The sequence below is a fragment of the Streptomyces sp. NPDC086766 genome, assembly GCF_044746005.1.
Classification (GTDB): Bacteria; Actinomycetota; Actinomycetes; order Streptomycetales; family Streptomycetaceae; genus Streptomyces.
The window spans coordinates 106,359-129,332 of record NZ_JBIVBI010000011.1 but is presented as its reverse complement, the minus strand read 5'-3'; the positions used below and the strand labels follow the sequence as shown (position 1 = coordinate 129,332).

The window sequence follows — 22,974 nt, the reverse complement described above, 5'->3', positions numbered from 1 at the left end:
GGCGGTGGCCCGGTGACCGTCTACATCGATCCGCCGATCTGGCCCGGCCACGGCCGGATGTGGTCCCACCTCGTCAGCGACGTCTCCTACGACGAGCTCCACCGCTTCGCCGAGCGCCTGGGCGTCCCGCGCCGTGCCTTCGAACGCGACCACTACGACCTCCCGTCCCACCGCCACGCGGACGCGGTCGCGGCCGGAGCGGTCGAGGTCAGCAGCCGCGAAGTGGTGCGGCTGCTGTACGCGTCCGGGCTCCGCCGCCCCAAGGGCCGTGCTCAGTCGCGCAGTTCGTAGGCGAAAAGTTCCCCGTCCGTGCCCACCCGGGTGAACCCGGCGCGTCCGAGGACCCGTTGCGAGGGGAGGTTGTCCCGTTCGACGGTGGCGAACAGCACCCGGACCTCGTCCCGGGCCCGCGCCCACGCCGTCAGGGCCCGCAGCGCCTCGGTGGCGTGGCCGTTGCCGCGGGCGGCCACGGCGAGGTCGTAGCCGATCTCGACCCGGCCCTCCTCGTCCGGAGGTCCGTGGAAGCCCATCCCGCCGACCGCGCGGCCGTCCTCCCGCCGCACCAGGACGAACATCCCCCACTCCGGCCGGTGCAGCCCCGCCTCGTACGCCTTCGCCACCATCCCGGCGGCCCCCCTGGTGCCCTGGAACGGGCCGTCCTCCACCCACGGGAAACCGCCGTCCCCGCCGGCGCTCAGGTCGCGGGCGGCGGCCGGGGTGACGCCCTCCAGGGTGAGCCCCTCGGCGGGGATCGCGAGCGGGTTGCTCCACTTCCACCCGGTGACCGGGGCGCGGCCGGGCAGTTCTGCGCGGCCGGTGGCCCACAGCAGGGTCGCCCAGGGCTCCGCGCCCGGCTGCACGTGCGGGAAGAGGCGGGTGAGCACGTCCTCGCACAGCTCCGCGGGCGGCTCGTAGGGCAGGCCCAGCCCCTGGGCGATGTCGTGCGTGTGCAGCAGCACCTCTGCCACGCCCATCGCGGCGAAGCCCTCGCGGTTCGCGCTGCGGAAGGGGTACGGGTGGAAGGCCCGCACCTGACGCGGAGTGGTGCGGACGGCGGCGGCGAGCAGGGTGCCGGTGGCCTCGATCACGTCCAGGGCGCCCGCGTTGTCGGTGCCCTCGTCGAGCGTGATGTCGAAGGGGACGTACGCGGACTGAGCCCGCCCGGCCAACTGCCCGGCGTAGGCGATCAGATCGCTCGCGATGTGCTCGGCGGTCCGCCGGCAGCTCCACTCCAGCCGCCCGGCCGGTACGCCGTCCCAGTCCCGGTCCGTCGCCGTCCGCAGCAGCGCCACGGCGCCCGCGACGGCCGCCTCCACCTGTTCCCCGCCCCATGCACGCATGGGCCGCAGCCTATGCACCGGGCCGCTCCGGAAGCGACAGCATTTCCAGCTCGCCGGCGAGGTTGTACCGGGCCGTCGGCTCCCACGCCCGCCGCCCGTGCGGGGTCCTGAACAGGCTGGGCAGCGCGAGGAGTTCGCGCAGGACCGCGGAGCGGCCGGTGCGGAAGGCGTCGCCGGGCACGAAGTGGTACTCCTCGCGCACGGCGGCGGTGTAGGCGGCGTACGCGGACGGCGGCGCGGCGAGGATCGCCAGGTCGGCGTCGCACAGGACCTGGCCGTTCCGGTCGTCGTCGGCCGGGTCGTGGGTGACGGTCAGCCGCACCAGCCGGGCGGCCTCGGCGGTCTTCCCCGCCGGGACGCCGGCCTCGGCCAGCGCGCGTTCGGCGAGGCGGGCCGAGCGCTCCTCGTTCTCGGACCGGTCCGGGAGGTACACCGCGTCGTGGAACCAGGCCGCGAGGCGGACCACGTCCGGATCGTCCGCGTGCGCCTCCAGTACGTCGATGTGGTCGAGGACCGCGGTGAGGTGCGTGAGCGTGTGGTAGTGCCGCTGCGGCTCCCGCCAGCGCGCGAGCAGGTTGTCGGCGTACGGCGCCGGGTCGGGACCGCCGCCGGGGCCGCGGGCGTTCTCCAGGGCGCGGGCGAAACGGTCGCGCAGGGCGTCGGGGTCGGCGTGATCGGCCATGGGTCCCATTCTCCCGTGCGGCCCGTTTCCGTGCGGCTCTCTCGGGTGCGGCTCCCTCTCCCGTGCGGCTCCCTCTCCCGAGCGGTTCTCTTCCGTGCGGCCTTTTCCCGCGCGGTTGACGACAGGACCTAGCGTGGACGGCATGACTTCTGTCGACGCGCAAGACGAACGGGACCCCGAGCTGCCCGGGCGGCTGCTCACGACCGAGCGGGATGTGCTGATCCCGCTGCTGCGGGCCAGGCCGGAGGCGGACTTCGCGCTGCCGACCGCGGCGTGTCCGGGTTGGACGGTGCGGGACGTGCTCGCGCACTGTTCCGCCGCGCTGCTCAGGGCGGTGGAGGGCCGGCTGGGCCGGGGCGTGTTCTCGCCCGAGAGCAACGACCGGGACATCGCCGAGCGGGCCGAGTGGACCAACGCGATGGTCGTGGACGAGCTGGAGCGGGGGATGACCGAGGCCGGGCCGGTGATCGCCGCGGCCGGCGGGGTGCTGGACACGCTGGCGCTGGGTGAGTGGGTGCACTCGGGCGACGTGCGCGAGACGCTCGGCGAGCCGGGGGCGTACGCCGGTCCCGGACAGCCGCACGCGCTCGTGCTCCTGGCCCGCGCCACCCGCGAGAAGGGCCATCTGCCGCTGCACGCCGACCTCGACGACCGGGACGAGCCGCTGCGTTTCGGCGACCTGAGCGGGGAGCGGCCCCCGGCGCGGTACATCGGCGACTCCGCCACGCTGGTACGGCTCTACGCGGGCCGCCCGGTGCCGGACGGCGGCGCCGGGTACGAACTCGCCGGCGCGGAGAAGGGGGAACTGAACATCTTCGGGTGACCGGTCCTCGGCTCCGGAACCCCGCGGGCGTACTCTGAGATTGGACTAGACCTGTCCGCTCCAGGGGAAGCCGAGGAAAGGGGTCCTATGAGCACGCGTGCAGTCCTGGAGGTGATCGCCCTCGACGCCGAGGACGCGGTGGCCGCCCAGGCCGGGGGCGCGGACCGCCTCGAACTGGTCACCGACATGGCGGCCGACGGGCTCACCCCGTCGGCCGCGACGTTCGCCGGGATCCGTGCCGCCGTCGACATCCCGCTGCGGGTGATGCTGCGGCTCGCGGACGGGTTCGCCGCGGACGACGTGGAGCGGCTGGCGGGGATCGCCGGGGAGTTGCGGGCGGCGGGCGCCGAGGAGTTCGTGCTCGGGTTCCTCGACGCGGACGGCGGGGTGGACCTGGCGGCCGTGGAGCGGCTGGTCGGCGTACTGGAGGGGTGCCGGTGGACCTTCCACCGCGCCATCGACCGGGCCGCCGACCGCGAGACGCTGCGCAAACGGCTGGAGGGCCAGCCCGGCCTGGACACCTATCTGACCGCCGGGGCGGCGGGCGGGGTGGACGACGGGCTCCCGGTCCTGGTCGCGGAGGCGGCCCGGAGCGGGCAGCCCGGGTACGAGCAGCGGATCATGGTCGGCGGCGGACTGCGCCTCGACCACGTCCCGCCGCTGCGGGCCGCCGGCATCGACGCCTTCCACATCGGCGGTGCGGCCCGCCCCGGCGGCTGGACCGGCCCGGTCGGCGCCGACGCGGTGGCGCGGTGGCGCGCGGTCCTCGACGCGGGATGAGCGACGGGCGCGGGACGGCCGCCGGGCGCGGGCCGGGACCTCAGACCGTCGCCGTCAGGACCGCACCGCCGGCCTCGGCCAGCTGCTCGGGCAGCGGGGCCGCGTGGGTCACGATCAGGCCCGACACCGCCCGGGTCAGGGAGACGTAGAGGCGGCGCAGGCCGGTGCGCTCGTCGGGTTCGCCGTCGACCACGGCGCCCGGTTCGTCCAGCACCACGTAGTCGTACTCCAGGCCCTTGGCCAGGGAGGCCGGGACCAGGGTGAGCCGGGTCCGCCGGGTCGTCTCCTCGCCGGGGGAGAGGTGGGTCAGGCCCGCCGCGGTGAGCGCCTCGGCCAGGGCCGGGACGCGGGCGTCGGCGGCGATCAGGCCCGTCGAACCCTCGTTGCGCAGCAACTCCTCGCACGCGGCGACGACTTCGGTGTCCTCGGTGACCGGGCGGACCTCGAAGAAGCCCGGGTTCTCCCGCACCGACGCGACCGGCGTCAGGCCCGGGGCGATGTGCGGGAGCAGCCGGGAGGCGTACGTGATGACGTCCGTCGGCACGCGGAACCCCGCGGTCAGCTCCTCGATCAGGCCGTCGGACTTGCCGAGGTGGGCCAGGGCCTCCTCCCAGGTCCGGGTCGCCCACGGCGTGGTGCCCTGCGCCAGGTCGCCGAGGACGGTCGCGGAACCGGTCGTGCAGCGGCGCCCGACCGCCCGGTACTGCATGGGCGAGAGGTCCTGCGCCTCGTCCAGCACCACGTGCCCCAGCGAGTGCGTGCGCTCCACCAGGTCGGCCGCCTCGTCGACGAGCACCGCGTCCGCGGCCGACCACCGGGCGGACTTCACCGACCGCACGGGCCTCGCCCACAGGATCGTCCTGCGCTCCTCCTCGGTGAGGATCCCCGCCGCGTGCTCGGCGAGGAAGTCCCCGTCGGTCAGCAGCCGCAGGACGAGCCTGGCCGGATCGACCGGCGGCCAGATCGCCTTCACGGCGGCCTTCACCGCCGCGTTGCGGGCCACGGCGTCCTGCACCCGGTCGTCGGGGGCCTCGCCCGCGCGTTCCATCTGCACCAGCACGGCGTGTGCGATGCGCTGCGGCAGGGCCTCGCGGGCCGCCCCGTAGCGGATCCCGCGGTCCAGCAACTCGCGCACGATGTCCTGGAGTTCGTACGCCGGGACGCGCCAGCGGCGTGAGCCGCGCACCACCACGACCGGCTCGTCCGGCAGGGCCACCTGCGCGTACACCGCCCGGCGCAGCACCTCGGCCATCCGGGCGTCGCCCTTGACGAGCGCCGCCGCCGCCTCGTCCGCGCCGCGCACCTCCACATGGGCCACCAGGTCGTCCACCGTGGCCTGCCGCACCGTCAACTCGCCAAGTGCGGGCAGCACTTGCTCGATGTAGTGCAGGAAGGACCGGTTCGGGCCGATGACCAGGGTGCCGGTGCGGGCGAGCCGCTCCCGGTGGGCGTACAGGAGGTAGGCGACCCGGTGCAGGCCGACCGCGGTCTTCCCGGTGCCCGGGCCGCCCTGCACGCAGACGGTGCCGGACAGGCCGCCGCGCACGATCTCGTCCTGCTCGGGCTGGATGGTGGCGACGATGTCGCGCATCGGGCCCACGCGGGGGCGCTCGATCTCCTGCTGGAGCAGCTTGCTGGTGCCGGCCGCCTCCGCCGGGTCGGACAGGTGCTCGTCCTCGTACGCCGTGAGGTCGCCGCCCGTGTAGCCGAAGCGGCGGCGCAGCCCGACGTCCATCGGGTCCTTCCTGGACGCCCGGTAGAACGGCTGCGAGACCGGCGCGCGCCAGTCGATCACCATCGGGTCGCCGTCCGCGTCGTGCACGTGCCGGCGCCCGATGTAGAACCGCTCTCCCTCCGCGCCCTCGGCCCGGTCCGCGCCCGGCGGGTGCAGGTAGTCGAGGCGGCCGAAGAACAGCGGGGTGTCGCTGAGGTCGGCCAGTGCCTTGATGCGGTCGTCGATCTGCCGGGCGAGGACGGCGGCGTTGACCCAGTTCGCGGTGACGTCGCGGATGTCGAGCGACTCGACGTCCTCGCGCATCGCCCGCAACGCGCCGCGGGAGGCGGTCAGATGGGATCTTTCACGGGCCAGCGGGTCGTCGGCGGGGCCGGGCGGGACATCGGGGCCGGCGGACGGGGACGAGGACGACAAGGGGGTGCCTCCGGTGGACCTGCGGGACGGGCGGCTGCGGTGAGGGCCGGCCGGTTTCCGTCCGGACGGCGGCGCTCCGCGAGGGAGGCGGGCAAGAGCGGAGATTCTAGGACGCCCCGGGTGGCGGAGGCCAATGAATTGTGCGGCCGTCCATCCTCCGGCGGAAGCCGGGCGGGGGGAGGCCCCTCCGGGACGAGGCACCCCCTACGGGGTGCCGCCCGGGGGCGTCCGCCCTCGGGAGGGGTGCGCTCCCTCCCGAGGGGTACCCAGCGGGCGAAGGGGCCGGCGCCGCGGACCGATGCCGGCCCGGTGCCCCGAGTTCCACCATTGAGTCATGAGCGCAGCGACCTTCCACCCCGCTTCCTCTGGACGCCCGGCCGGTGCCACCGCCGTCCGGGGCGACCACCACCACCGTCTGGGCGACGCCCTGCGGGCCGTCAAGGTCTTCGCGGGCGCCGTGTTCGACGTGGTCGTCCTGGGCGAATACGGCGAGGAGGCGGGCGTCCGCCGCAAGTGACCAACTAGGGTCGGGTCCGTGGAAGAACGGACGACGGTGGCCCTGCGGTCACGTGCGGGAATGTCCCTTGTCCTCCTCGCCGTCTCCCTCGTCGCGCTGGCAGTGCTGTTCGCCGTACTGCGCGTGCCGATGCCCGACGCGGTGGTCTACCGGGCCGAGGGCCGTGCCGTCGTCCACGGCGGCGATCTGTACGGACTGAGAGTCACCGAAGGGCAACTGTCGGCCACCTACCCGCCGTTCGCCGCGCTGCTGTTCGTGCCGCTCGCCTGGCTGCCGGTGCCGGTCCTGAAGGCCGCGTTCCTGGTGGGCAACACGTTCCTGCTCGTCTGGCTGGTGCACCTCTCCGCCCGGCTGGCGGGACGTCCGGCCGGCCTGCCCCTGCTGTGCGCCGCCACGGCCCTCGCCCTCTGGCTCGAACCGGTCTTCCAGACCTTCATCTACGGCCAGGTCAACCTCGCCGTCGCCTGCCTCGTCCTGTGGGACCTCACCCGGCCGCCCGGCGCCCGTGCCCGGGGCGTCGCGCTCGGCATCGCCACCGGGATCAAACTCACCCCGGGCATCTTCCTCGTGTACCTGCTCCTGCGGGGGCGCGGACGCGAGGCGGCCAGGGGCGCGGCCGCGTTCGCCGCGACCGTCGCGGTCGGCGGCCTCGTCGTGCCCACCGCCACCTGGGACTTCTTCACCCGCCACCTGTACGAGACCGGCCGCGTGGGAAAGCCGTGGATCATCGCCAACCAGTCCCTCCAGGGCCTGGTCGCCCGCGCGCTGCGGGAGCAGGCGACCGGTCTGGCCTGGGTGCTGCCCTCGCTCGCGGTGGCCGCGGCCGGTCTGTGGCTGGCGCGCCGGACGCCCGAGGAGCGGTGGGGCGTCCTGCTGACGGCGTTCACCGCGCTGCTGGTCTCACCGATCAGCTGGTCCCACCACTGGGTGTGGTGCGTCCCGCTGATCGCCGTCCTGCTGGCGGAGGGCCGGCACGGCTGGGCGGCGATCACCACGGTCCTCTTCACGGCCCGCACGATGTGGCTGATCCCCCGCCAGGGCGACCTGGACCTGCGCATCCCGTGGTGGCAGGAACCGTTCGCCTCGCCCTACGCGCTGCTCGGGCTGGCCCTGCTCGCCGCGGCGGCGCTGCGCCTGCCCCCGTTCCGGCCGGGCGGGACGGGAAGCGGCGGTCAGCCCTCTGACAGGATCTCGTCCGCGTCGACGATCCGGTAGGCGTAGCCCTGCTCGGCCAGGAACCGCTGCCGGTGGGCGGCGAAGTCCTGGTCGATCGTGTCGCGGGCCACCACCGAGTAGAAGTGCGCCTGGTGGCCGTCCGCCTTGGGCCGCAGGACCCGGCCGAGGCGCTGGGCCTCCTCCTGGCGCGAGCCGAACGTGCCCGACACCTGGACGGCGACCGTCGCCTCCGGCAGGTCGATCGAGAAGTTCGCCACCTTGGAGACCACCAGCACGCTGATCTCGCCCTCCCGGAAGGCGTCGAAGAGCTTCTCGCGCTGCGCGTTGGACGTCTCGCCCTTGATCACGGGCGCGTCCAAGTGCTCGCCCAGCTCGTCGAGTTGGTCGATGTACTGGCCGATGACCAGGATCTGCTGCCCGGCGAAGCGGCGCACGATCGCCTCCGTGACCCGCCGCTTGGTGGCCGTCGTCGCGCAGAAGCGGTACTTCTCCTCGGTCTCGGCGGTGGCGTAGGCCAGCCGCTCGGACTCCGTCAGGTTCACCCGGACCTCGACGCAGTCCGCGGGCGCGATGTGGCCCTGCGCCTCGATCTCCTTCCACGGCGCGTCGAACCGCTTCGGCCCGATCAGCGAGAACACGTCCGACTCGCGGCCGTCCTCCCGCACCAGCGTCGCGGTCAGGCCCAGCCGCCGCCGCGCCTGGAGGTCCGCGGTGAACTTGAAGACCGGCGCGGGCAGCAGGTGCACCTCGTCGTAGACGATCAGCCCCCAGTCGCGGGAGTCGAACAGCTCCAGGTGCGGGTAGACGCCCTTCCGCCGGGTCGTCAGCACCTGGTAGGTGGCGATGGTGACCGGGCGGATCTCCTTCCGCGTGCCGCTGTACTCGCCGATCTCGTCCTCGGTCAGCGACGTCCGCCGCACCAGCTCGTGCTTCCACTGCCGGGCGGAGACGGTGTTCGTGACGAGGATCAGGGTGGTCGACTTCGCCTGCGCCATCGAGCCCGCGCCGACCAGCGTCTTGCCCGCGCCGCAGGGCAGGACGACCACTCCGCTGCCGCCGTGCCAGAAGTTCTCCACCGCCTGCTTCTGGTACGGCCTGAGCGCCCAGCCGTCCTCGCGCAGCTCGATCGGGTGCGCCTCGCCGTCCACGTACCCGGCGAGGTCCTCGGCGGGCCAGCCCAGCTTCAGCAGCGTCTGCTTGATCTGCCCGCGCTCGGAGGGGTGCACGGCCACGGTGTCGGGATCGATGCGGGCGCCGACCAGCGGGGCGATCCGCCTGGACTTCAGCACCTCCTCCAGCACCGGCCGGTCGGTGGTGGTCAGCACCAGCCCGTGCGCCGGGTGCTTGCTGAGCGTCAGCCGCCCGTAGCGGTCCATCGTCTCGGCGATGTCCACGAGCAGCGCGTGCGGCACCGGGTAGCGGCTGTACTCCACGAGCGCGTCCACGACCTGCTCGGCGTCGTGCCCGGCCGCACGGGCGTTCCACAGGCCGAGCGGGGTCACCCGGTAGGTGTGGATGTGCTCGGGCGCACGCTCCAGCTCGGCGAACGGGGCGATGGCCCGGCGGCAGTCGTCGGCCCGCTCGTGGTCGACTTCCAGGAGCAGGGTCTTGTCGGACTGGACGATCAGCGGACCATTCACGCGCGGCACCCTTTCGCTACGGCCATCATGGCGCGGCCAATCGTCCAGTGTGCCCTACCGGCGGGTGATCACGGCTGGTCGTCCCCGGACGATCACGGCTGGTCGTCCGCCAGCTCGGCCACCCCCGTGACCCGGTGCAGGGGGTAGGTGCGGACCTCGTCGGCGGTGTGGTCGTAGGCCGTCACGAAGCCGCCCTCGACCCGGATCGGCGCGATGACCCGCTGGCTGGCGGCGCCCTCCGCGTTGACGTACCCGATCCACAGGGCCTCCCCGGTGAGCACGGCGGCCTGCATGGTGGCGAGGGTCTCCGCGGAACTGGTGCGCGGCAGCTCGCCGTCGGCCGGGGTGGCCGCGGACGCGGACGGCTTGCGCGGGGCGGTGGAGGCCAGGTCGCCCGCCCGGATCGCGCGGATCGCGGCGGTGAGCAGGGTCGCGTCCGGGGCCGGCGGGCCCTCCGGGACCGGCTCGGGCGCCGCGCGCGGCCCGGTGCGGTGCGCGGTGGCGCGGGTGATCAGGACGTCGCCCTCCGCCGACTCGGCGGCCGGGGCGTAGCCCATCGCCCGCAGGCCCTCCAGCAGCGTCGCCGGGTCGGCCTGCGCCGCGAGCACGGTCGGCGCGAGACGGCGCAGGCGCAGACCGGCGGAGCGCCGGTCGGCGAGGATCTCGTTCAGCAGCGCGTCGTCGTCGCAGCGGACGTACGCCGAGGCCGCGCCGACCCGCAGACGGCCGTGGCGGCGGGCCACGTCGTCGATCAGGTACGCCAGCGGCTGCGGGACCGGCGTACGGGAGTGCTCGGCGAGGAAGGCGTGCAGGTCGGCCGCCGTCCGGCCGGCGTCCAGGGCCCGCCGTACCGAGGCCGGGGTGAACCGGTACACCGTCGCCCCGCCCTTCGACTCCACGTCCGCCAGCACGCCCAGCAGCCCGGCGAGCGGCCGCCGGAGCGGTCCGGGAGCCACCGCGGTGAGGTCCGCCTGGAGCAGCACGTGGTCCAGCGGCTCGGGAAGCAGCGGGGCGAGCACCCGGGCGGCCGCCGCGCCCGCCGCGGCCCGTTCGGCCGGGGAGAGGGATTCCGGTACGGCCTCGGGGCCGCCGGCCGGCCGGTGGTGCCGGTGGACGGGAAGCTTGTCGCCCGGGCCCGCCGGCTCGGGCTCCCCGGCCGGCGCCGGGGCGGCCGGCAGTCCCAGCAGCGCCCGCCCGTGCGCGGACAGCGCGCCCCGCCCGGTGACCCCGAGCAGCTCCGCCTCCGACAGCGTCCACCGCGCCAGCCGGCCGCGCAGGTCGTCCTCCCGCTGGGGCCCGCGCAGCGGGCGCTCCCAGCCCAGCCGGGCCAGCAGGGACTCGGCGGCCGGCGCCGCGCCCTGCGGCAGCCCCGCCAGCAGCGTCAGCACCCGGTGCCGCACCTCCGGGGCCGCCGACCGGTCCAGCCCCGGGCCGAGCGCCGACAGCGCGCGTTCCTTGGCGTCCCGGCCGCCGACCAGCCCCGGCGTGCGCGTCGCCGCCAGCCACGCCTGCGCGAGCTGCGCCCAGCGGTCGGCGGCGGGCCGCTCCAGCCAGTCGTCGTACTCCGGGGTCGCCGCGTACCGCTCGTCGGCCTCCCCGTCGGAGGCCAGCAGCCCCGCCGCGTAGGCGAGTTCCACCCAGAAGGCGGCGACCGGTTCGCTCACGTCGAGGGCGACGGCGGTGCGCTTGAGGTCGCGCACGCTCAGGCCGCCCGCGCGCAGCACGTTCGGGCCGCCCTCGTCCCAGTCCTTGAGCAGTTCCTCCACGGTCGCCAGGGCGGTGTACGCCTGCCCGGCCGCCGTGCCGTCCACCACCTGTGGACGGTGCGCCGCGGCCGCCTCGACCGGCGGCGGCACCGGTTCGGGCGAGCGGTGGGCGCGGCCCGCGCGCAGATGCAGGGCCGCCTCGCGGGGCAGCACGACCGTGCCCGGCGCCGTCGGCAGCAGCAGCCCGCGGTCCAGCAGCCAGCGCAGCCGGGCCGCCGGGTCGGCGGTGACCTGCCCGTACGGCGGTCCCCACACCAGGCGGTCCAGTACGTCGAGGGAGTCGGCCGGCGCCCCGTCGAGCAGCGCGGCCATCCGCTTCCGGTCCGTGAACAGGCCGGTGAGCGCGGCCACCGCGGAGACGGAGTCGTGGGTGGAGGGCAGCCCGGCCGTGGTCACGATCTCCTGGATCCGGCCGGGGGACATGCCCGCCGTCGCCTCCCGCACCGTCGGGCCGAGCCCGGTCGGGGACGGGTGCTGCGCCGACGGGGCGAGCAGTTCCCGGGCCGTGCGCACCAGCCGCAGCCGGTCGTCGCCGCCCCAGACGAGGGCCTGCTCGCGCAGGGCGCCGAGGGCGTGCGGCAGCGCCGCCGCGACGGCCGGGTCACCGGCGTCCCCGGCCAGCAGACCGAGCAGTTCGCCGTACGTCGCCGGGTCGCCGGCCACCGCCAGGGCCTCCGCCGTCTGGAGGGCGAAGCGGTCCAGCCGCTCCAGGGCGCGGACCACCGAGGCGCGGGTCCCCGCGCGGGTGGCCAGTTGCGTGAGGTCCGTCGGGACCGGGGTGATGAGGTCGGGCCGGCTGCGCAGGAGGGCGGCCAGGGAGGCGTCGTCGCGCGCGCGGAGCGCCTCGGCGAGCGAGCGCGGGGCCGGCGGTTTCTCATCGCTGCTCATCCGGTCCACGTTAGCGGGTGGGTGCCTCCGGCGGATGGGGTGACGGGGGTGCGGGTGCCTCCGGCGGATGGGGTGAGGGGGGTGCGGGTGCCTCCGGCGGATGGGGTGAGGGGGGTGCGGGTGCCGATGCGGGTGCGGGCGGGTGGGGGTGCGCGTCCCTGGGGCTGTGCCCCGGACCCCCTTCGGCCTTGACGGCCTCGTCCTCAAGCGCCGGACGGGCTGGTTGGGGCCGGGCGGGTTCTTCGAGTGCCGGAGATCTGAGGGAAGGGGGCCTTGCGCTACCTTCGTGCCCACGGGGTTTTCATCGCCGTCGCCCCGGAGGGGTTCCGTGGGGATCGAGAGCGACCAGGTCGTCTACGAGTACTTGAGCCGCGTCGGGGACGTGGCCCACCAGCGGCAGTTGTCGTCGGCCACACGGATGCGCCTGGTCTCGGAGCTGCGCAACGAGATCGACCGGCGCCGGTCCAGGGCCGCCGTCGACAGCCCGGCCGCCGTCCGCCGCATCCTCGACCGCCTCGGCAGCCCCGACGAGGTCGTGGCCGCCGCCGGCGGCCGGAGCACGGACGCCCGAACGAGCCCGTACGAGCAGCCGGTCTCCGCCGTCCCCGTCCAGCGCGACGGGGACGAGGAGGAGCCGGAGCGGCCCAAGGGGCTGCGCCGGATGGTGCCCCGGCCGCGTCCCGCCCGGCCGCGGGAGGACCCCGCGCCCTTCGACGGCCCGGCCCCGCCGCACCTGGCGACGGCCGCGGAACTCGGGGGCGCCACCGCACGGCCCGACTGGTGGCGGACGGACGGCAGCCCCTTCGGGATCGGCGACGACGTGCCGGGCTTCGTCGGCGGGGTGGAGATCCCGGAACTGCTCAAGGCCCCGCCGGCCAGGAGGCCGGAGGCGAGGACCGAGGACGCCCCGGCCGTGGAACGGGCCGAGGAGGTCACGGTCGTACCGGACGTCCCCGCTCCGCGCCGACGCCTCCCGGCCCTGCGCACGGGCCGCTGGAACAACCCCCTGCTGCTGCTCGCGGCCGGACTGCTCGTGGCCGGCGCGGTCCTCGGCAACTGGTTCGCCCTGCTGCTGGGCTGGGTCATCGCGTACGCCTCCCGCCGCCTGACGGCCCTGGAGTCGAAGTGGGCGGTCATGGGGATGCCGGGCCTGGCGGTCGTGGCGGGCGCGGTCTGGCTGTGGGGCCGCGGCGACGGCCGCTGGGGCACCCCCGTCGCCCAGGGGCACATGAACGCGGCGATCGGCGAGACCTGGCCGTGGGTGGTCCGCGGCGCGGCCGTCCTGTCGGCGCTCTTCCTGGTGTGGCGCTCGCAGCGGCAGCGGTAGGACCCCAGGGCGGCAGGCGGTCGCGGGCACCGGTGCGGGCCCGGAGGGCGGGCGGGTCCGCAGAGCCGGCCGCCCGGCGCGGAAAGATGCAGGTCACACGGGCCGCCGGTCTCCCCGTTCCGGGCCTTGGGCACAATGGCCGCCATGACCTCGCGCCCGCTGACCGTCGGCTTCGACCTCGACATGACCCTGATCGACTCCCGGCCCGGCATCCGCGCCTGCTATCTGGCGCTGTCCGAGCGGACGGGGACGTACATCGACGCCGACCTCGCCGTCACACGGCTCGGGCCGCCGCTCGCGCAGGAGCTGGGCAACTGGTTCCCGGCCGACCAGGTCGAGCGCATGATCGGGCTGTACCGCGAGATGTACCCGGCGGCGGCCGTCACCGCCTCGCCCGCGCTGACCGGCGCCCGCGAGGCGATCGCGGCCGTACGGCGGGCCGGCGGGCGCGCGATCGTGGTCACGGCCAAGAACGAGCCGCACGCCAAGCTGCACATGGAGCACCTGGGCCTCGACCCGGACGCGGTCGTCGGCGACCTGTGGGCCGAGGAGAAGGCGCTGGCGCTGCGCGAGCACGGCGCCCGGGTGTACGTGGGCGACCACGTCGGGGACGTGCGCGGCGCCCGGACGGCCGGCGCGCTGTCGGTGGCCGTGGCCACCGGGCCGTGCGACGCGGCGGAGCTGCGCGCGGCGGGCGCGGACGTCGTACTCGCCGATCTGAACGAGTTTCCGAATTGGTTTTCGGCCTTCCGCGCGGCCTTTTAGGACGAACGCGCGCGGGGGCGCCGCCTACCGGGCGCCCTCGCGGGCCTGCCGGCGGCCGGCCGCGATCGACCGGAGGACACCCGCCCCCGCGATGAGGAAGCCGACGCCCATGAGCATGCTCAGGCCGAACATGTAGGTCGGAAAAGGCTTCGCGCCGAGGAACAGCGGGGCCACCGTGACCAGAGTGGCCAGCGCGCCGACGAAGAACACGACGGCACCGGCACGGATCAGCCGGTCACCGGCCGCCGCGGAATTCGCTTGGGTTTTGTCACGCACCCGACCAGGGTAGTTCCTGGCGCGAAGGAACAAGCGGGCGACGTCTTGTCACCCGCCCCAAGACCATTAGCCTGGATACCGGCGGGTCCTGACGCGGCCCGCCCCAGTGCTATCAAGAGCCCGTTGCAGAAGCAGTTTTCCGACGAGTACGAGGACGAGGACGGAAGTGCCCACCGGCAAGGTCAAGTGGTTCAACAGTGAGAAGGGCTTCGGCTTTCTCTCCCGCGACGACGGCGGTGACGTCTTCGTCCATTCCTCCGTCCTTCCCGCCGGAGTCGACAGCCTCAAGCCGGGACAGCGCGTCGAGTTCGGCGTCGTCGCCGGTCAGCGGGGCGACCAGGCGCTGTCGGTGACGCTCCTGGACCCGACCCCCTCGGTCGCGGCCGCGCAGCGCAAGAAGCCGGACGAGCTGGCCTCCATCGTGCAGGACCTGACGACCCTCCTCGAGAACATCACCCCGATGCTCGAGAAGGGCCGCTACCCGGAGAAGACCTCCGGCAAGAAGATCGCGGGCCTGCTGCGCGCGGTCGCCGACCAGCTGGACGTCTAGGCGGCGCGGAGGGACCACGGGAACGAACACGGGCACCGGCTACGGGAAGTCCAGCGCGTCCGGGCCGAGGGGCGGCACGAGTCCCTCGGCAGCCGCACGGGTGAGCAGCCCGCGGACCGCCGCGTAGCCGTCCTCGCCGAGGCCGGCGGTGAACTCGTTGACGTACAGGCCGATGTGCTGGTCGGCGACGGCCGGGTCCATCTCCTGGGCGTGCTCCATGACGTAGGGCCGGGACGCCTCCGGGTCGTCCCAGGCCATGCGTACGGACGTGCGAATGGACTCGGCGAGCCGGTTCAGGCGCTCGGCGCCCAGGGTCCGCTTGGCGACGATCGCGCCGAGCGGGATCGGCAGTCCGGTGGTGCTCTCCCAGTGCTCGCCCATGTCGGCGAGCTTGTGCAGGCCGTAGTTCTGGTACGTGAAGCGGGCCTCGTGGATCACGAGTCCCGCGTCCACCTTGCCGTCCCGTACGGCGGGCATGATCTCGTGGAACGGCATCACCACGATCTCCCCGACCCCTCCGGGGACCGTGTCCGCGGCCCACAGGCGGAAGAGCAGGTACGCCGTCGACCTCTCGCTCGGCACCGCGACCGTGCGGCCCGCCAGTCCCGCGCCGCCGAAGACGCCCCCGGCCCCCGGCTCCCGGGTGAGCACCAGCGGCCCGCAGCCCCGGCCCAGCGCGCCGCCGCACGGCAGCAGCGCGTACTCCCGCAGGACGTACGGCAGCACCGCGTACGACACCTTCAGCACGTCGAACTCGCCGCGCTCGGCCATGCCGTTGGTGATGTCGATGTCCGCGAAGGCGACATCGAGCGCGGGCGCGCCCGGGACGCGGCCGTGGGCGAGCGCGTCGAAGACGAAGGTGTCGTTCGGGCAGGGGGAGTAGGCGATCTGCAGGGGTCGGCTCTCAGGGCTCATGTGGGTTCCAACTCGTGAGGAGGGGCGCGAGCTTCCCGAAACCCTCGGTCAGGGCCGCGAAGGCGTCGCCGACGCGCCAGGCGGCGCGGTCCCGGGGGCCCACGGGGTTGGAGACGGCGCGGATCTCCAGCACCGGCACGTGGTGTGCGGCGGCCGCCTCGGCGACCCCGAACCCCTCCATGCCCTCGGCGAGGGCGCGGGGGTGCCGGGCGCGCAGCGCGTCGGCCCGGGCGGCGGTCCCGGTGACGGTGGAGACGGTGAGCACCGTGCCGGTACGGGCTCCGGTGGCGGCCGCGATCCCCCGTACGAGTGTTTCGGGCGGACGGTGGGTGACGGTGCCGAAGCCCAGTTCGGTCACCGGCAGGAACCCGTCGGCGGTCTCGGCGCCGAGGTCGGCGGCGGTGATCTCGTCGGCGACGACGAGCGAGGCGACGGGCGCGCCGGGCGGGAAGCCCCCGCCGATGCCGGCGCAGACGACGAGGTCGTAGGGGGTGCCGCCGAGGGCGGCGGCGGTCAGGGCGGCGGCGGTCGACGCGGCGGACCGGGCCGGTCCGACACCGGCGGCGAGCAGGTCGCAGCCGGCGGCGCGGCGCAGGGTCGCCCCGGGCAGCGCGACCTCGTGGAACGGCCCCGGGAACGCCCGGGCCACCGCGTCCCGTTCGGCGGGGACCGCGGTGGCCACGAGGACGTGTGGGGAGGACGTGGTCAGGAGTCCTTCTGGAGCTTGAAGGACCACAGGCCGGTCACTTCCTTGTCGCCCTCCTTGACGGAGACCAGCGTCGAGTTGCCGCTGGCGCCGTACTGGGCGTTGAAGAACACGCTGCCCGGGATGGTGCGGTAGGTCTTCGTGCTGGCGTCGGTGAGCGGCTGACCGTTCATCAGAATGGTCCAGCCCTTGTCGGCGATCTTCGGGTCGACACCGAAGCGTACGGTCTCGTCCGGGTCGACCTTGAGCGACTTGATGTCGGTGTCCTTGAGGCACTTGGCCAGGTCGGCCGTCTGCAGCGACTTGCCGTCGTTGTAGCAGCTGGCCTCCGAGCTGACCGAGGACTGGCCCACGGTGATCGTGGCCAGAGGCGTCGGCTTCTCGCAGGCCGTGAGGACGAGCAGTCCGGCGAAAACGGCACCGGCAGCGGCGACGGCGCGGCGGCGTCGCACGGCGGATTGCAGCGTGGTCATGGCCGAAGGCTATCGGGCACCTCGGGCGGTCCGCCCACGCGGGGGTACGGCGTGCCGCCCGGCCGGTACGCCGGGGTGCGGCGCGTCAGGCCACACGGGGCCGGGGCGCGCCCCCGTGCCGGGCCGACGACAGCAGTCCGCGGACGGTGCTCAGCCATCCGGCGGCCACGATGGTGGCGGCCACCGACAGGCCCAGGGTGCCGTTCAGCGGCAGCACGATGCCGATCGCGCCGCCGAGCACCCAGGCCATCTGCAGCAGCGTCTCGGAGCGGGCGAACGCCGAGGTGCGCACCAGCTCGGGCACGTCCCGCTGGATGAGCGCGTCCAGGGACAGCTTGGCCAGCGCCTGCGCGAACCCGGCGATCCCGGCCAGGCAGGCCACCACGAACGTGCCGAAGAAGATCGCGGCCGTGATCGCCGTGCCCAGCACGATCGCGACGACGGTCACGATGATCAGCTCCGGCGCCCGCGACCGCAGCCACGCGCCGACCGCCGTGCCGAGCGCGTTGCCCGCGCCCGCGGAGACGCCGACGATGCCCAGGGACACCGCGGCACTCGCCCCGGCCAGCGGGTGCTCCCGCAGCAGGAAGGCGAGGAAGAAGATCAGGAAGCCGGACAGGCAGCGCAGCGTGGCGTTCGCGGCCAGGGCGTGCGTGACCGCCGCGCCGACGGTGCGCAGGCCGGGCCGCTTGACCGGCTTGCGGTGCGGGCCGTGCAGGTGCTGCGCGTCCGCGGCGAGCAGGGCCCGGTCCTCGCCCTTGGCCGAGTCCACCTTCGGAGGCAGCGAGAGGGACAGGAAGGTTCCCGCCACGAAGATCACGAAGGCGCCGTAGAGCGGATAGGGGGAGCCGAGAGCCTGCAGGCCGGCGCCGATCGGCGCGGCGACGCCCGTGGCGAGCAGCCCGCCGAGCGTCACCCGCGAGTTCGCCTTCACCAGCGAGAACCGGGGTGGCAGCAGCCGGGGCACGACGGCGCTGCGGACCACGCCGTACGCCTTCGAGGCGACCAGCACGCCCAGCGCGGCCGGATACAGCTCCAGGCTGCCGCTGGCCGCGGCCCCCGAGATGATCAGCGCGAGCAGGGCGCGGGCGAGCATCGCGCCGGCCATCGCGGCCCGGCGGCCGTGCGGCAGGCGGTCCAGGAGGGGGCCGACGACGGGCGCCAGGATCGTGAACGGCGCCATGGTGACGGCGAGGTAGAGGGCGACCCGGCCGCGGGCCTCGTCGGTGGGCACGGAGAAGAAGACGGTGGAGGCGAGCGCGACGGTGATCATGACGTCGCCCGCGCCGTTCACCGCGTGCAGTTCGATCAGCTTGCCGAGCCCGGACTCACCCGCGCCGTGCGCGTGCGTGGCCTTCCGGATGCCCCGGGCCGCGCCGGTGAACGGGAGGTGCAGGGCACGGCCGACCGCGCGGACGGACCCGCCGAACCGGCCCGAACCGCTTCCCCGGCCACTTCCCTTCATCCCCTTGAGCCCCTTGGTCTCACCGATCCCGGCGGCTCCCGGAGGCGTCCTCGCGGCTGCCACCCCGTCATAGTGCCCCGAGAGGGGCGCGGGTAGTGCGATTACGGCACGGAAGGGACCGATGGGCCCGCCGTAACACACCCTTGCGGTGCCTTCCGGCGGAGCGGGCCGGGGGAGGGGCGGGAAGAAATGTGCCGCCGCGCAGCGGCGAAGCACCCCGTCGGTGTAGGCCGAGGGCACGCGAGAAGGTAGCGTTCACAGCGCGCCGTGGCGAACGTTCTCGGCCGCGCGCCTTACGTGCATACCGCAGAATGGATGACGTAGGTGCGCCCGAGCGCGATCGGGCGCGGACGTCGACGCGGTCCCCGGGCTCCGCTCCGTCCGCCCCGCCGCCTTCAGGCCGGCGCACCCTGAGAGACGGCGTAGGAGAGAAGCGATACCTGTGAGCGCAGCGACCACGCGAAGCCGCACCCCCGACCGTCTGTGCGCCGAGGCCGTCGACCTCGCCCGCGCCGCAGCCGAGGAGGCTGCCGCGCCCGGCGTCGTCGGGGAGCACACGGGCATGGTGTCCGAGGGCGACCGCGTCGTCACGCACTTCTTCGAGTGCAAGGAGCTGGGGTACCGCGGCTGGCGCTGGGCCGCGACCGTGGCCCGCGCCTCCCGCGCGAAGATCGTCACCCTGGACGAGGTCGTCCTGCTGCCCGGCCCCGACGCGCTGCTCGCCCCGGAGTGGGTGCCGTGGAGCGAGCGCCTGCGCCCCGGCGACATGGGGCCCGGCGACCTGCTGCCCACGGACGCCGAGGACCTCCGGCTGGAGCCCGGATACAGCGGCGAGGACGAGCCGGTGCCGAGCTCCGCGGTCTCCTCGGACATGGCCGAGCTGGCCGAGGCGGAGGACGCCGAGGTCACCGCGGGCACGCCGCGCAACCTTCCGGCGGCGCCCCGGCGCGGCTCGATCGCGGCGGTCGCCGAGGAGCTCGGGATGCGCCGGGCGCGGGTGCTCTCCCGCTACGGCCTGCATGTCTCCGCCGACCGCTGGGAGGAGGCCTTCGGGCCGAAGACGCCGATGGCGCAGGCGGCCCCCGCGGCCTGTGTGAGCTGCGGCTTCCTGATGCCGATCGGCGGTTCCCTGGGCCAGGCCTTCGGCGTGTGCGCGAACGAGTTCTCCCCGGCCGACGGACGGGTGGTGTCGCTGGCGTACGGGTGCGGCGGGCACTCCGAGGCCGCCGTCATGCCGAAGCCGCCGCAGCCGCCCCCGCCGGTGGTCGACGAGACCCAGGTCGAGCCCTTCCCGCTGCGCCCGGCCCGCGACTCGGGATCGGTCCCGGCGGCGGCCGCGGACGAGGAGACGGCCGAGCTGGGGCACTCCTAGGATCCGCGGCCCGCGCACCCCGGGCGGCCGCGTGGCCCCGGGGGCGGGTCCTTCGAGGCGGGCCGGCCCGTGCGTGACGGGCGGTCAGGTCCGGCGGCGGCCGCTCCCCGCCCTGGTCAGGGCGGTCCCGCTCCGGTCCCGCTCTCCCTGTGGGACGGTTGCGCGTGCGGGTCCGGCGGGGCGGTACCTTCGACCTCACGCCGATGAGGAGAGTGAACGTGAGCATGTGGGTGCAGCCGTCCGCCGGAGGCGATCCGTTCGGGACCGCGCGTCTGCGCCGCGGCGTGCTGGACGCGTGGGCCACCAGCCCGGCCCGGTTCCGTGAGGACGCCAACGCCGAGGAGGACCTCGTCCTCGGCGGCTACCGGGACCGTCTCGTCGCCGAGCTGGCGCAGAACGCCGCCGACGCCGCCGCCCGCGCCGGCGTGCCCGGCCGGCTGCGCCTCACCCTCCGCGACGACGTCCTGGTCGCCGCCAACACCGGGGCCCCGCTGGACGCGGCCGGCGTGGAGTCGCTGTCCACGCTGCGCGCCTCCGCGAAGCGGGACACCCCGTCGGTCGGCCGCTTCGGCGTCGGGTTCGCCGCCGTCCTCTCCGTCACCGACGAGCCCGCGGTCGTCGGCCGGCACGGCGGGGTGCGCTGGTCCCTGGCCGAGGCCCGCGGCCTCGCCGAGGAGACCGCCCGGCACAGCCCCGGCCTGGGCGACGAGATCCGCCGCCGCGACGGGCACGTACCGCTGCTGCGCCTGCCCTTCGCCGCCGAGGGCACCGCGCCCGACCCCTACGACACGGTCGTCATCCTGCCGCTGCGCGACACGGCCGCCGCCGACCTCGCCGAACGGCTGCTCCTCGCCGTCGACGACGCCCTGCTCCTCGCCCTGCCGGGGCTGGAGGAGGTCGTCGTGGAGATCGGCGACGCCGGTCCGCGCACCCTGCGCCGCCGCACCGAGGGCGCTCTGACCGTCGTCGAGGACACCCGGGAGGGCACGACCCGCTGGCGCACCGCTCAGGCGCACGGCCCGCTCACCCCGGACCTGCTGGCCGGCCGGCCCGTCGAGGAGCGCCTGCGCCCGCACTGGTCGGTCACCTGGGCGGTGCCCGTCGACGCGGACGGCGGCCCGGCCCGGCCCCGTACCAGCCCGGTCGTCCACGCGCCCACGCCCAGCGACGAGCCGCTCGGCGTCCCCGCCCTGCTCATCGCCTCCTTCCCGCTGGACACCACCCGCCGCCGCGCCGCGCCCGGCCCGCTGACCGACTTCGTGGTCGCTCGCGCGGCGGACGCCTACGCCGAACTCCTCGCCGACTGGCGGCCGGTGACCGCCGGGATCATCGGACTCGTGCCCGGCCCGCTGGGCAAGGGCGAGCTGGACGGCGCGCTGCGCCAGGCGGTCCTCGACCGGCTGCCGCGGACGTCCTTCCTGCCGGCCGCCGCCGAGCCGAAGGGGCCCGACTCCGACCTGCCCGAGTCGCTGCGGCCGCGGGACGCGGAGGTCGTGGAGGGCGCGGGCGCCGACACCGTGCGCGTCCTCGCCGAGGTGCTGCCCACCCTGCTGCCCGCCGGTCTCGAACGGCGCGTGGAACTGCGCACGCTGGGCGTGGCCCGGGTGCCGCTGACCGACGCGATCGACCGGCTGGCCGGGCTCGAGAAGGAGCCGGGCTGGTGGCGGCGGCTGTACGACTCCCTCGCGGGCGTCGATCCGGACCGGCTGTCGGGACTTCCGGTGCCGCTGGCCGACGGGCGGACGACGCTCGGGCCCCGGCAGGTGCTGCTGCCCACCCCGGACGCCGCCCCGGCCGACCCGGAGACGCTCGCCCGGCTCGGCCTGAAGGTCGCCCACCCGGACGCCGCCCACCCGATCCTGGAGAAGCTCGGCGCCCTGCCCGCCACCCCGCGCGCGGTGCTCACCACCCCGCAGGTGCGGGCCGCCGTCGCCGCCTCCCTCGACGAGGACGCCGGGGCGTGGGACGAGGACACCCCGGACGCCGAGGAACTCGCCGACACCGTCCTCGCCCTGGTGCGGGACGCGGGCCTGGAGCCCGGCGACGAACCCTGGCTCGGCGCGCTCGCCCTGCCCGACGAGGACGGCGAACTCGCCCCGGCCGGTGAACTGGTCCTGCCCGGCGCCCCGTTCGCGGAGGTCATGCGGGAGGGCGAACTGCCCGCCGTGGACGCCGAACTGGCCGCCCGATGGGGCGAGCAGCCGCTGGCCGCCTGCGGGGTGCTCGCGCACTTCGCCCTGGTGCGGGCCACCGACGTGGTCCTCGACCCCGACGAACTGGAGCCGCGGGAGGGCGACTTCCCCGAGCCGGACGACCCCGGACTGCTCGACGCGGTCGACGTGTGGTGCGAGGACGTCCTCGACCGGTTCCCGGACACGCCCGTGCCGCCGGTCGCGACCGAGATCGTCGCCGTGCGCGACCTGGACCTCGTCGACGACGACCAGTGGCCCGACGCCCTCGCCCAGCTGGCCCGGCCGCCGCTGCGGGACGCGCTGGTCCAGCCGGTGCGGATCCTGCTGCCGGACGGCACCCACGAGATCGTGCGGCCGTACACCGCCTGGTGGTTGCGCGGGCACCCGGTGCTCGGCGGACGCCGCCCGGCCGGTCTGCGCGCCGCCGGCTCCGACCCGCTGCTGCGCGGCCTGTACGACGAGGCCGACGCGACCGGCTTCGACGACGAGCAGGTGCTGCGCGCGCTGGGCGTGCGGACGAGTGTCGCGGCCCTGCTCGACGAGCCCGGCGGCGCCGCTGAGCTGCTCGACCGGCTCGCCGACCCGGAGCGCCCGGTGACCTCCGCCCAACTGCACGCCCTGTACGGCGCGCTGGCCGAGCTGGACCCGGATCAGGTGACGCTGCCGGACGAGGTGCGGGCCGTGGTCGACGGGCGCGTGGAGGTCGTGGACGCGGCCGACGCCGTGGTGTGCGACTCGCCGGACCTGCTGCCGTTCACCGACGGCGTCCCGCTGCTGCCCGTACGGCCGTCGCGGGCGGCGGAGCTGGCCGAGCTGTTCCAGGTGCGCCGGCTCAGCGAGTCGGTCACCGGCGAGGTGGACTCCGAGGGCACCGAGCACGACGTACCGGAGCCGGTGCGGGCGCTGCTCGGACCGCGGACCCCCGGGACCTACGTCGAGCACGAGGAACTCGTCGTGGACGGGACCGAGTTGGACTGGCGTCTGACGGCGGACGGGGTGCTGCACGCGGCGACCGTGGAGGGCGTGGCCGCCGGTCTGGCCTGGGCGGCGGGGCAGTGGCCGCGCCGGTTCGAGGTCGCGGCCCTGCTGGAGGACCCGTCCCGGACCGAGGAGCTGGCGCGGGACCGCTGGTTCGACTGACGCGCGGCGGGCCGGTTCCCGGCGGGTGCGGC

Annotated in this window: 20 protein-coding genes; 10 read left to right on the top strand and 10 right to left on the bottom strand. The window is 75.2% G+C overall.

Features of this window, described 5'->3' with window-relative positions; genetic code table 11:
- The first annotated feature begins 12 nt into the window (after positions 1–12).
- A complete protein-coding gene (locus ACIPM1_RS21075; protein WP_402436900.1) occupies positions 13–291 on the top strand; it encodes a DUF4031 domain-containing protein in 279 nt (92 codons plus the stop codon).
- Here the strand turns inward: ACIPM1_RS21075 and ACIPM1_RS21070 are convergent.
- Together ACIPM1_RS21070 and ACIPM1_RS21065 are read right to left on the bottom strand one after the other, a co-directional pair.
- Positions 273–1,340, bottom strand: coding sequence for a GNAT family N-acetyltransferase (locus tag ACIPM1_RS21070; protein ID WP_402436898.1), 1,068 nt, complete (start codon positions 1,338–1,340; stop codon positions 273–275). The genes ACIPM1_RS21075 and ACIPM1_RS21070 overlap by 19 nt on opposite strands.
- Before the next feature lie 10 nt (positions 1,341–1,350).
- Complete coding sequence (locus ACIPM1_RS21065; protein ID WP_356186195.1) at positions 1,351–2,022, bottom strand: hypothetical protein; 672 nt, start codon at positions 2,020–2,022, stop codon at positions 1,351–1,353.
- A gap of 142 nt (positions 2,023–2,164) precedes the next feature.
- Between ACIPM1_RS21065 and ACIPM1_RS21060 the strand changes: the two genes are divergently transcribed.
- Together ACIPM1_RS21060 and ACIPM1_RS21055 are read left to right on the top strand one after the other, a co-directional pair.
- Positions 2,165–2,845, top strand: a complete 681-nt coding sequence (locus ACIPM1_RS21060) for a maleylpyruvate isomerase family mycothiol-dependent enzyme (RefSeq protein WP_402436895.1) — start codon at positions 2,165–2,167, stop codon at positions 2,843–2,845.
- An 87-nt stretch (positions 2,846–2,932) separates the two neighbouring features.
- Entirely contained in the window at positions 2,933–3,625 is a 693-nt protein-coding gene (locus ACIPM1_RS21055; protein WP_402436893.1) for a copper homeostasis protein CutC, read from the top strand.
- Between the two features lie 40 nt (positions 3,626–3,665).
- Here ACIPM1_RS21055 and ACIPM1_RS21050 read toward each other — a convergent pair whose 3' ends face one another.
- Positions 3,666–5,663, bottom strand: coding sequence for a HelD family protein (locus ACIPM1_RS21050; RefSeq protein WP_402437122.1), 1,998 nt, complete (start codon positions 5,661–5,663; stop codon positions 3,666–3,668).
- 445 nt (positions 5,664–6,108) lie between these two features.
- On the opposite strand from ACIPM1_RS21050, the gene ACIPM1_RS21045 reads away from it, so the two are divergent.
- Entirely contained in the window at positions 6,109–6,291 is a 183-nt protein-coding gene (locus tag ACIPM1_RS21045) for a hypothetical protein (protein ID WP_356186186.1), read from the top strand.
- 60 nt (positions 6,292–6,351) lie between these two features.
- Positions 6,352–7,506 carry a glycosyltransferase 87 family protein gene (locus tag ACIPM1_RS21040; protein WP_402436891.1) on the top strand — a complete coding sequence of 385 codons (1,155 nt, stop codon included), beginning with the start codon at positions 6,352–6,354 and terminating at the stop codon, positions 7,504–7,506.
- Here the strand turns inward: ACIPM1_RS21040 and ACIPM1_RS21035 are convergent.
- Both ACIPM1_RS21035 and ACIPM1_RS21030 read right to left on the bottom strand, forming a co-directional pair.
- A complete protein-coding gene (locus ACIPM1_RS21035) occupies positions 7,464–9,107 on the bottom strand; it encodes a DNA repair helicase XPB (protein WP_402436888.1) in 1,644 nt (547 codons plus the stop codon). The two genes, ACIPM1_RS21040 and ACIPM1_RS21035, sit on opposite strands and share 43 nt — an antisense overlap.
- 92 nt (positions 9,108–9,199) lie before the next feature.
- Positions 9,200–11,761: a helicase-associated domain-containing protein gene (locus ACIPM1_RS21030; RefSeq protein WP_402436886.1), complete on the bottom strand. Its 2,562-nt coding sequence runs from the start codon at positions 11,759–11,761 to the stop codon at positions 9,200–9,202.
- 328 nt (positions 11,762–12,089) lie between these two features.
- Here ACIPM1_RS21030 and ACIPM1_RS21025 point away from each other — a divergent pair, with 328 nt between their 5' ends.
- Positions 12,090–13,088 carry a hypothetical protein gene (locus ACIPM1_RS21025; RefSeq protein ID WP_402436884.1) on the top strand — a complete coding sequence of 333 codons (999 nt, stop codon included), beginning with the start codon at positions 12,090–12,092 and terminating at the stop codon, positions 13,086–13,088.
- 144 nt (positions 13,089–13,232) lie between these two features.
- On the top strand, positions 13,233–13,853 hold the full coding sequence (locus ACIPM1_RS21020) for an HAD family hydrolase (RefSeq protein WP_402436882.1): 621 nt from the start codon (positions 13,233–13,235) through the stop codon (positions 13,851–13,853).
- Positions 13,854–13,877: 24 nt separating this feature from the next.
- On the opposite strand, the gene ACIPM1_RS21015 is transcribed toward ACIPM1_RS21020, so the two are convergent.
- Entirely contained in the window at positions 13,878–14,129 is a 252-nt protein-coding gene (locus tag ACIPM1_RS21015) for a hypothetical protein (protein WP_356186169.1), read from the bottom strand.
- Positions 14,130–14,295: 166 nt separating this feature from the next.
- On the opposite strand from ACIPM1_RS21015, the gene ACIPM1_RS21010 reads away from it, so the two are divergent.
- Entirely contained in the window at positions 14,296–14,679 is a 384-nt protein-coding gene (locus ACIPM1_RS21010) for a cold-shock protein (protein WP_356186166.1), read from the top strand.
- A 39-nt stretch (positions 14,680–14,718) separates the two neighbouring features.
- Here the strand turns inward: ACIPM1_RS21010 and ACIPM1_RS21005 are convergent, their stop codons facing one another.
- The 4 genes from ACIPM1_RS21005 to ACIPM1_RS20990 all read right to left on the bottom strand — a co-directional run bounded on the left by ACIPM1_RS21005 (position 14,719) and on the right by ACIPM1_RS20990 (position 18,301).
- Complete coding sequence (locus ACIPM1_RS21005) at positions 14,719–15,594, bottom strand: 1,4-dihydroxy-6-naphthoate synthase (protein WP_402436879.1); 876 nt, start codon at positions 15,592–15,594, stop codon at positions 14,719–14,721.
- The gene (locus ACIPM1_RS21000) at positions 15,584–16,276 is read right to left on the bottom strand and encodes a futalosine hydrolase (protein ID WP_402436877.1); all 693 of its coding nucleotides are present in this window, start codon (positions 16,274–16,276) and stop codon (positions 15,584–15,586) included. The genes ACIPM1_RS21005 and ACIPM1_RS21000 overlap by 11 nt, the downstream gene beginning before the upstream one ends.
- A 23-nt stretch (positions 16,277–16,299) precedes the next feature.
- Positions 16,300–16,773, bottom strand: coding sequence for a DUF2771 domain-containing protein (locus ACIPM1_RS20995; RefSeq protein ID WP_402436875.1), 474 nt, complete (start codon positions 16,771–16,773; stop codon positions 16,300–16,302).
- An 85-nt stretch (positions 16,774–16,858) separates the two neighbouring features.
- The gene (locus tag ACIPM1_RS20990; protein WP_402436873.1) at positions 16,859–18,301 is read right to left on the bottom strand and encodes an MFS transporter; all 1,443 of its coding nucleotides are present in this window, start codon (positions 18,299–18,301) and stop codon (positions 16,859–16,861) included.
- Between the two features lie 379 nt (positions 18,302–18,680).
- Between ACIPM1_RS20990 and ACIPM1_RS20985 the strand changes: the two genes are divergently transcribed.
- Both ACIPM1_RS20985 and ACIPM1_RS20980 read left to right on the top strand, forming a co-directional pair.
- Entirely contained in the window at positions 18,681–19,610 is a 930-nt protein-coding gene (locus ACIPM1_RS20985; RefSeq protein WP_402436872.1) for a DUF3027 domain-containing protein, read from the top strand.
- Positions 19,611–19,828: 218 nt separating this feature from the next.
- On the top strand, positions 19,829–22,942 hold the full coding sequence (locus ACIPM1_RS20980; protein ID WP_402436870.1) for a sacsin N-terminal ATP-binding-like domain-containing protein: 3,114 nt from the start codon (positions 19,829–19,831) through the stop codon (positions 22,940–22,942).
- The last annotated feature ends 32 nt before the right edge of the window (positions 22,943–22,974 follow it).

Coding starts and splice junctions, on each gene's coding strand:
- ACIPM1_RS21070 (WP_402436898.1), bottom strand. CDS start 1,340: ATGCGTGCATGGGGCGGGGAACAGGTGGAGGCGGCCGTCGCGGGCGCC.
- ACIPM1_RS21065 (WP_356186195.1), bottom strand. CDS start 2,022: ATGGCCGATCACGCCGACCCCGACGCCCTGCGCGACCGTTTCGCCCGC.
- ACIPM1_RS21060 (WP_402436895.1), top strand. CDS start 2,165: ATGACTTCTGTCGACGCGCAAGACGAACGGGACCCCGAGCTGCCCGGG.
- ACIPM1_RS21055 (WP_402436893.1), top strand. CDS start 2,933: ATGAGCACGCGTGCAGTCCTGGAGGTGATCGCCCTCGACGCCGAGGAC.
- ACIPM1_RS21050 (WP_402437122.1), bottom strand. CDS start 5,663: ATGCGCGAGGACGTCGAGTCGCTCGACATCCGCGACGTCACCGCGAAC.
- ACIPM1_RS21045 (WP_356186186.1), top strand. CDS start 6,109: ATGAGCGCAGCGACCTTCCACCCCGCTTCCTCTGGACGCCCGGCCGGT.
- ACIPM1_RS21040 (WP_402436891.1), top strand. CDS start 6,352: ATGTCCCTTGTCCTCCTCGCCGTCTCCCTCGTCGCGCTGGCAGTGCTG.
- ACIPM1_RS21030 (WP_402436886.1), bottom strand. CDS start 11,761: ATGAGCAGCGATGAGAAACCGCCGGCCCCGCGCTCGCTCGCCGAGGCG.
- ACIPM1_RS21020 (WP_402436882.1), top strand. CDS start 13,233: ATGACCTCGCGCCCGCTGACCGTCGGCTTCGACCTCGACATGACCCTG.
- ACIPM1_RS21005 (WP_402436879.1), bottom strand. CDS start 15,594: ATGAGCCCTGAGAGCCGACCCCTGCAGATCGCCTACTCCCCCTGCCCG.
- ACIPM1_RS20995 (WP_402436875.1), bottom strand. CDS start 16,773: ATGACCACGCTGCAATCCGCCGTGCGACGCCGCCGCGCCGTCGCCGCT.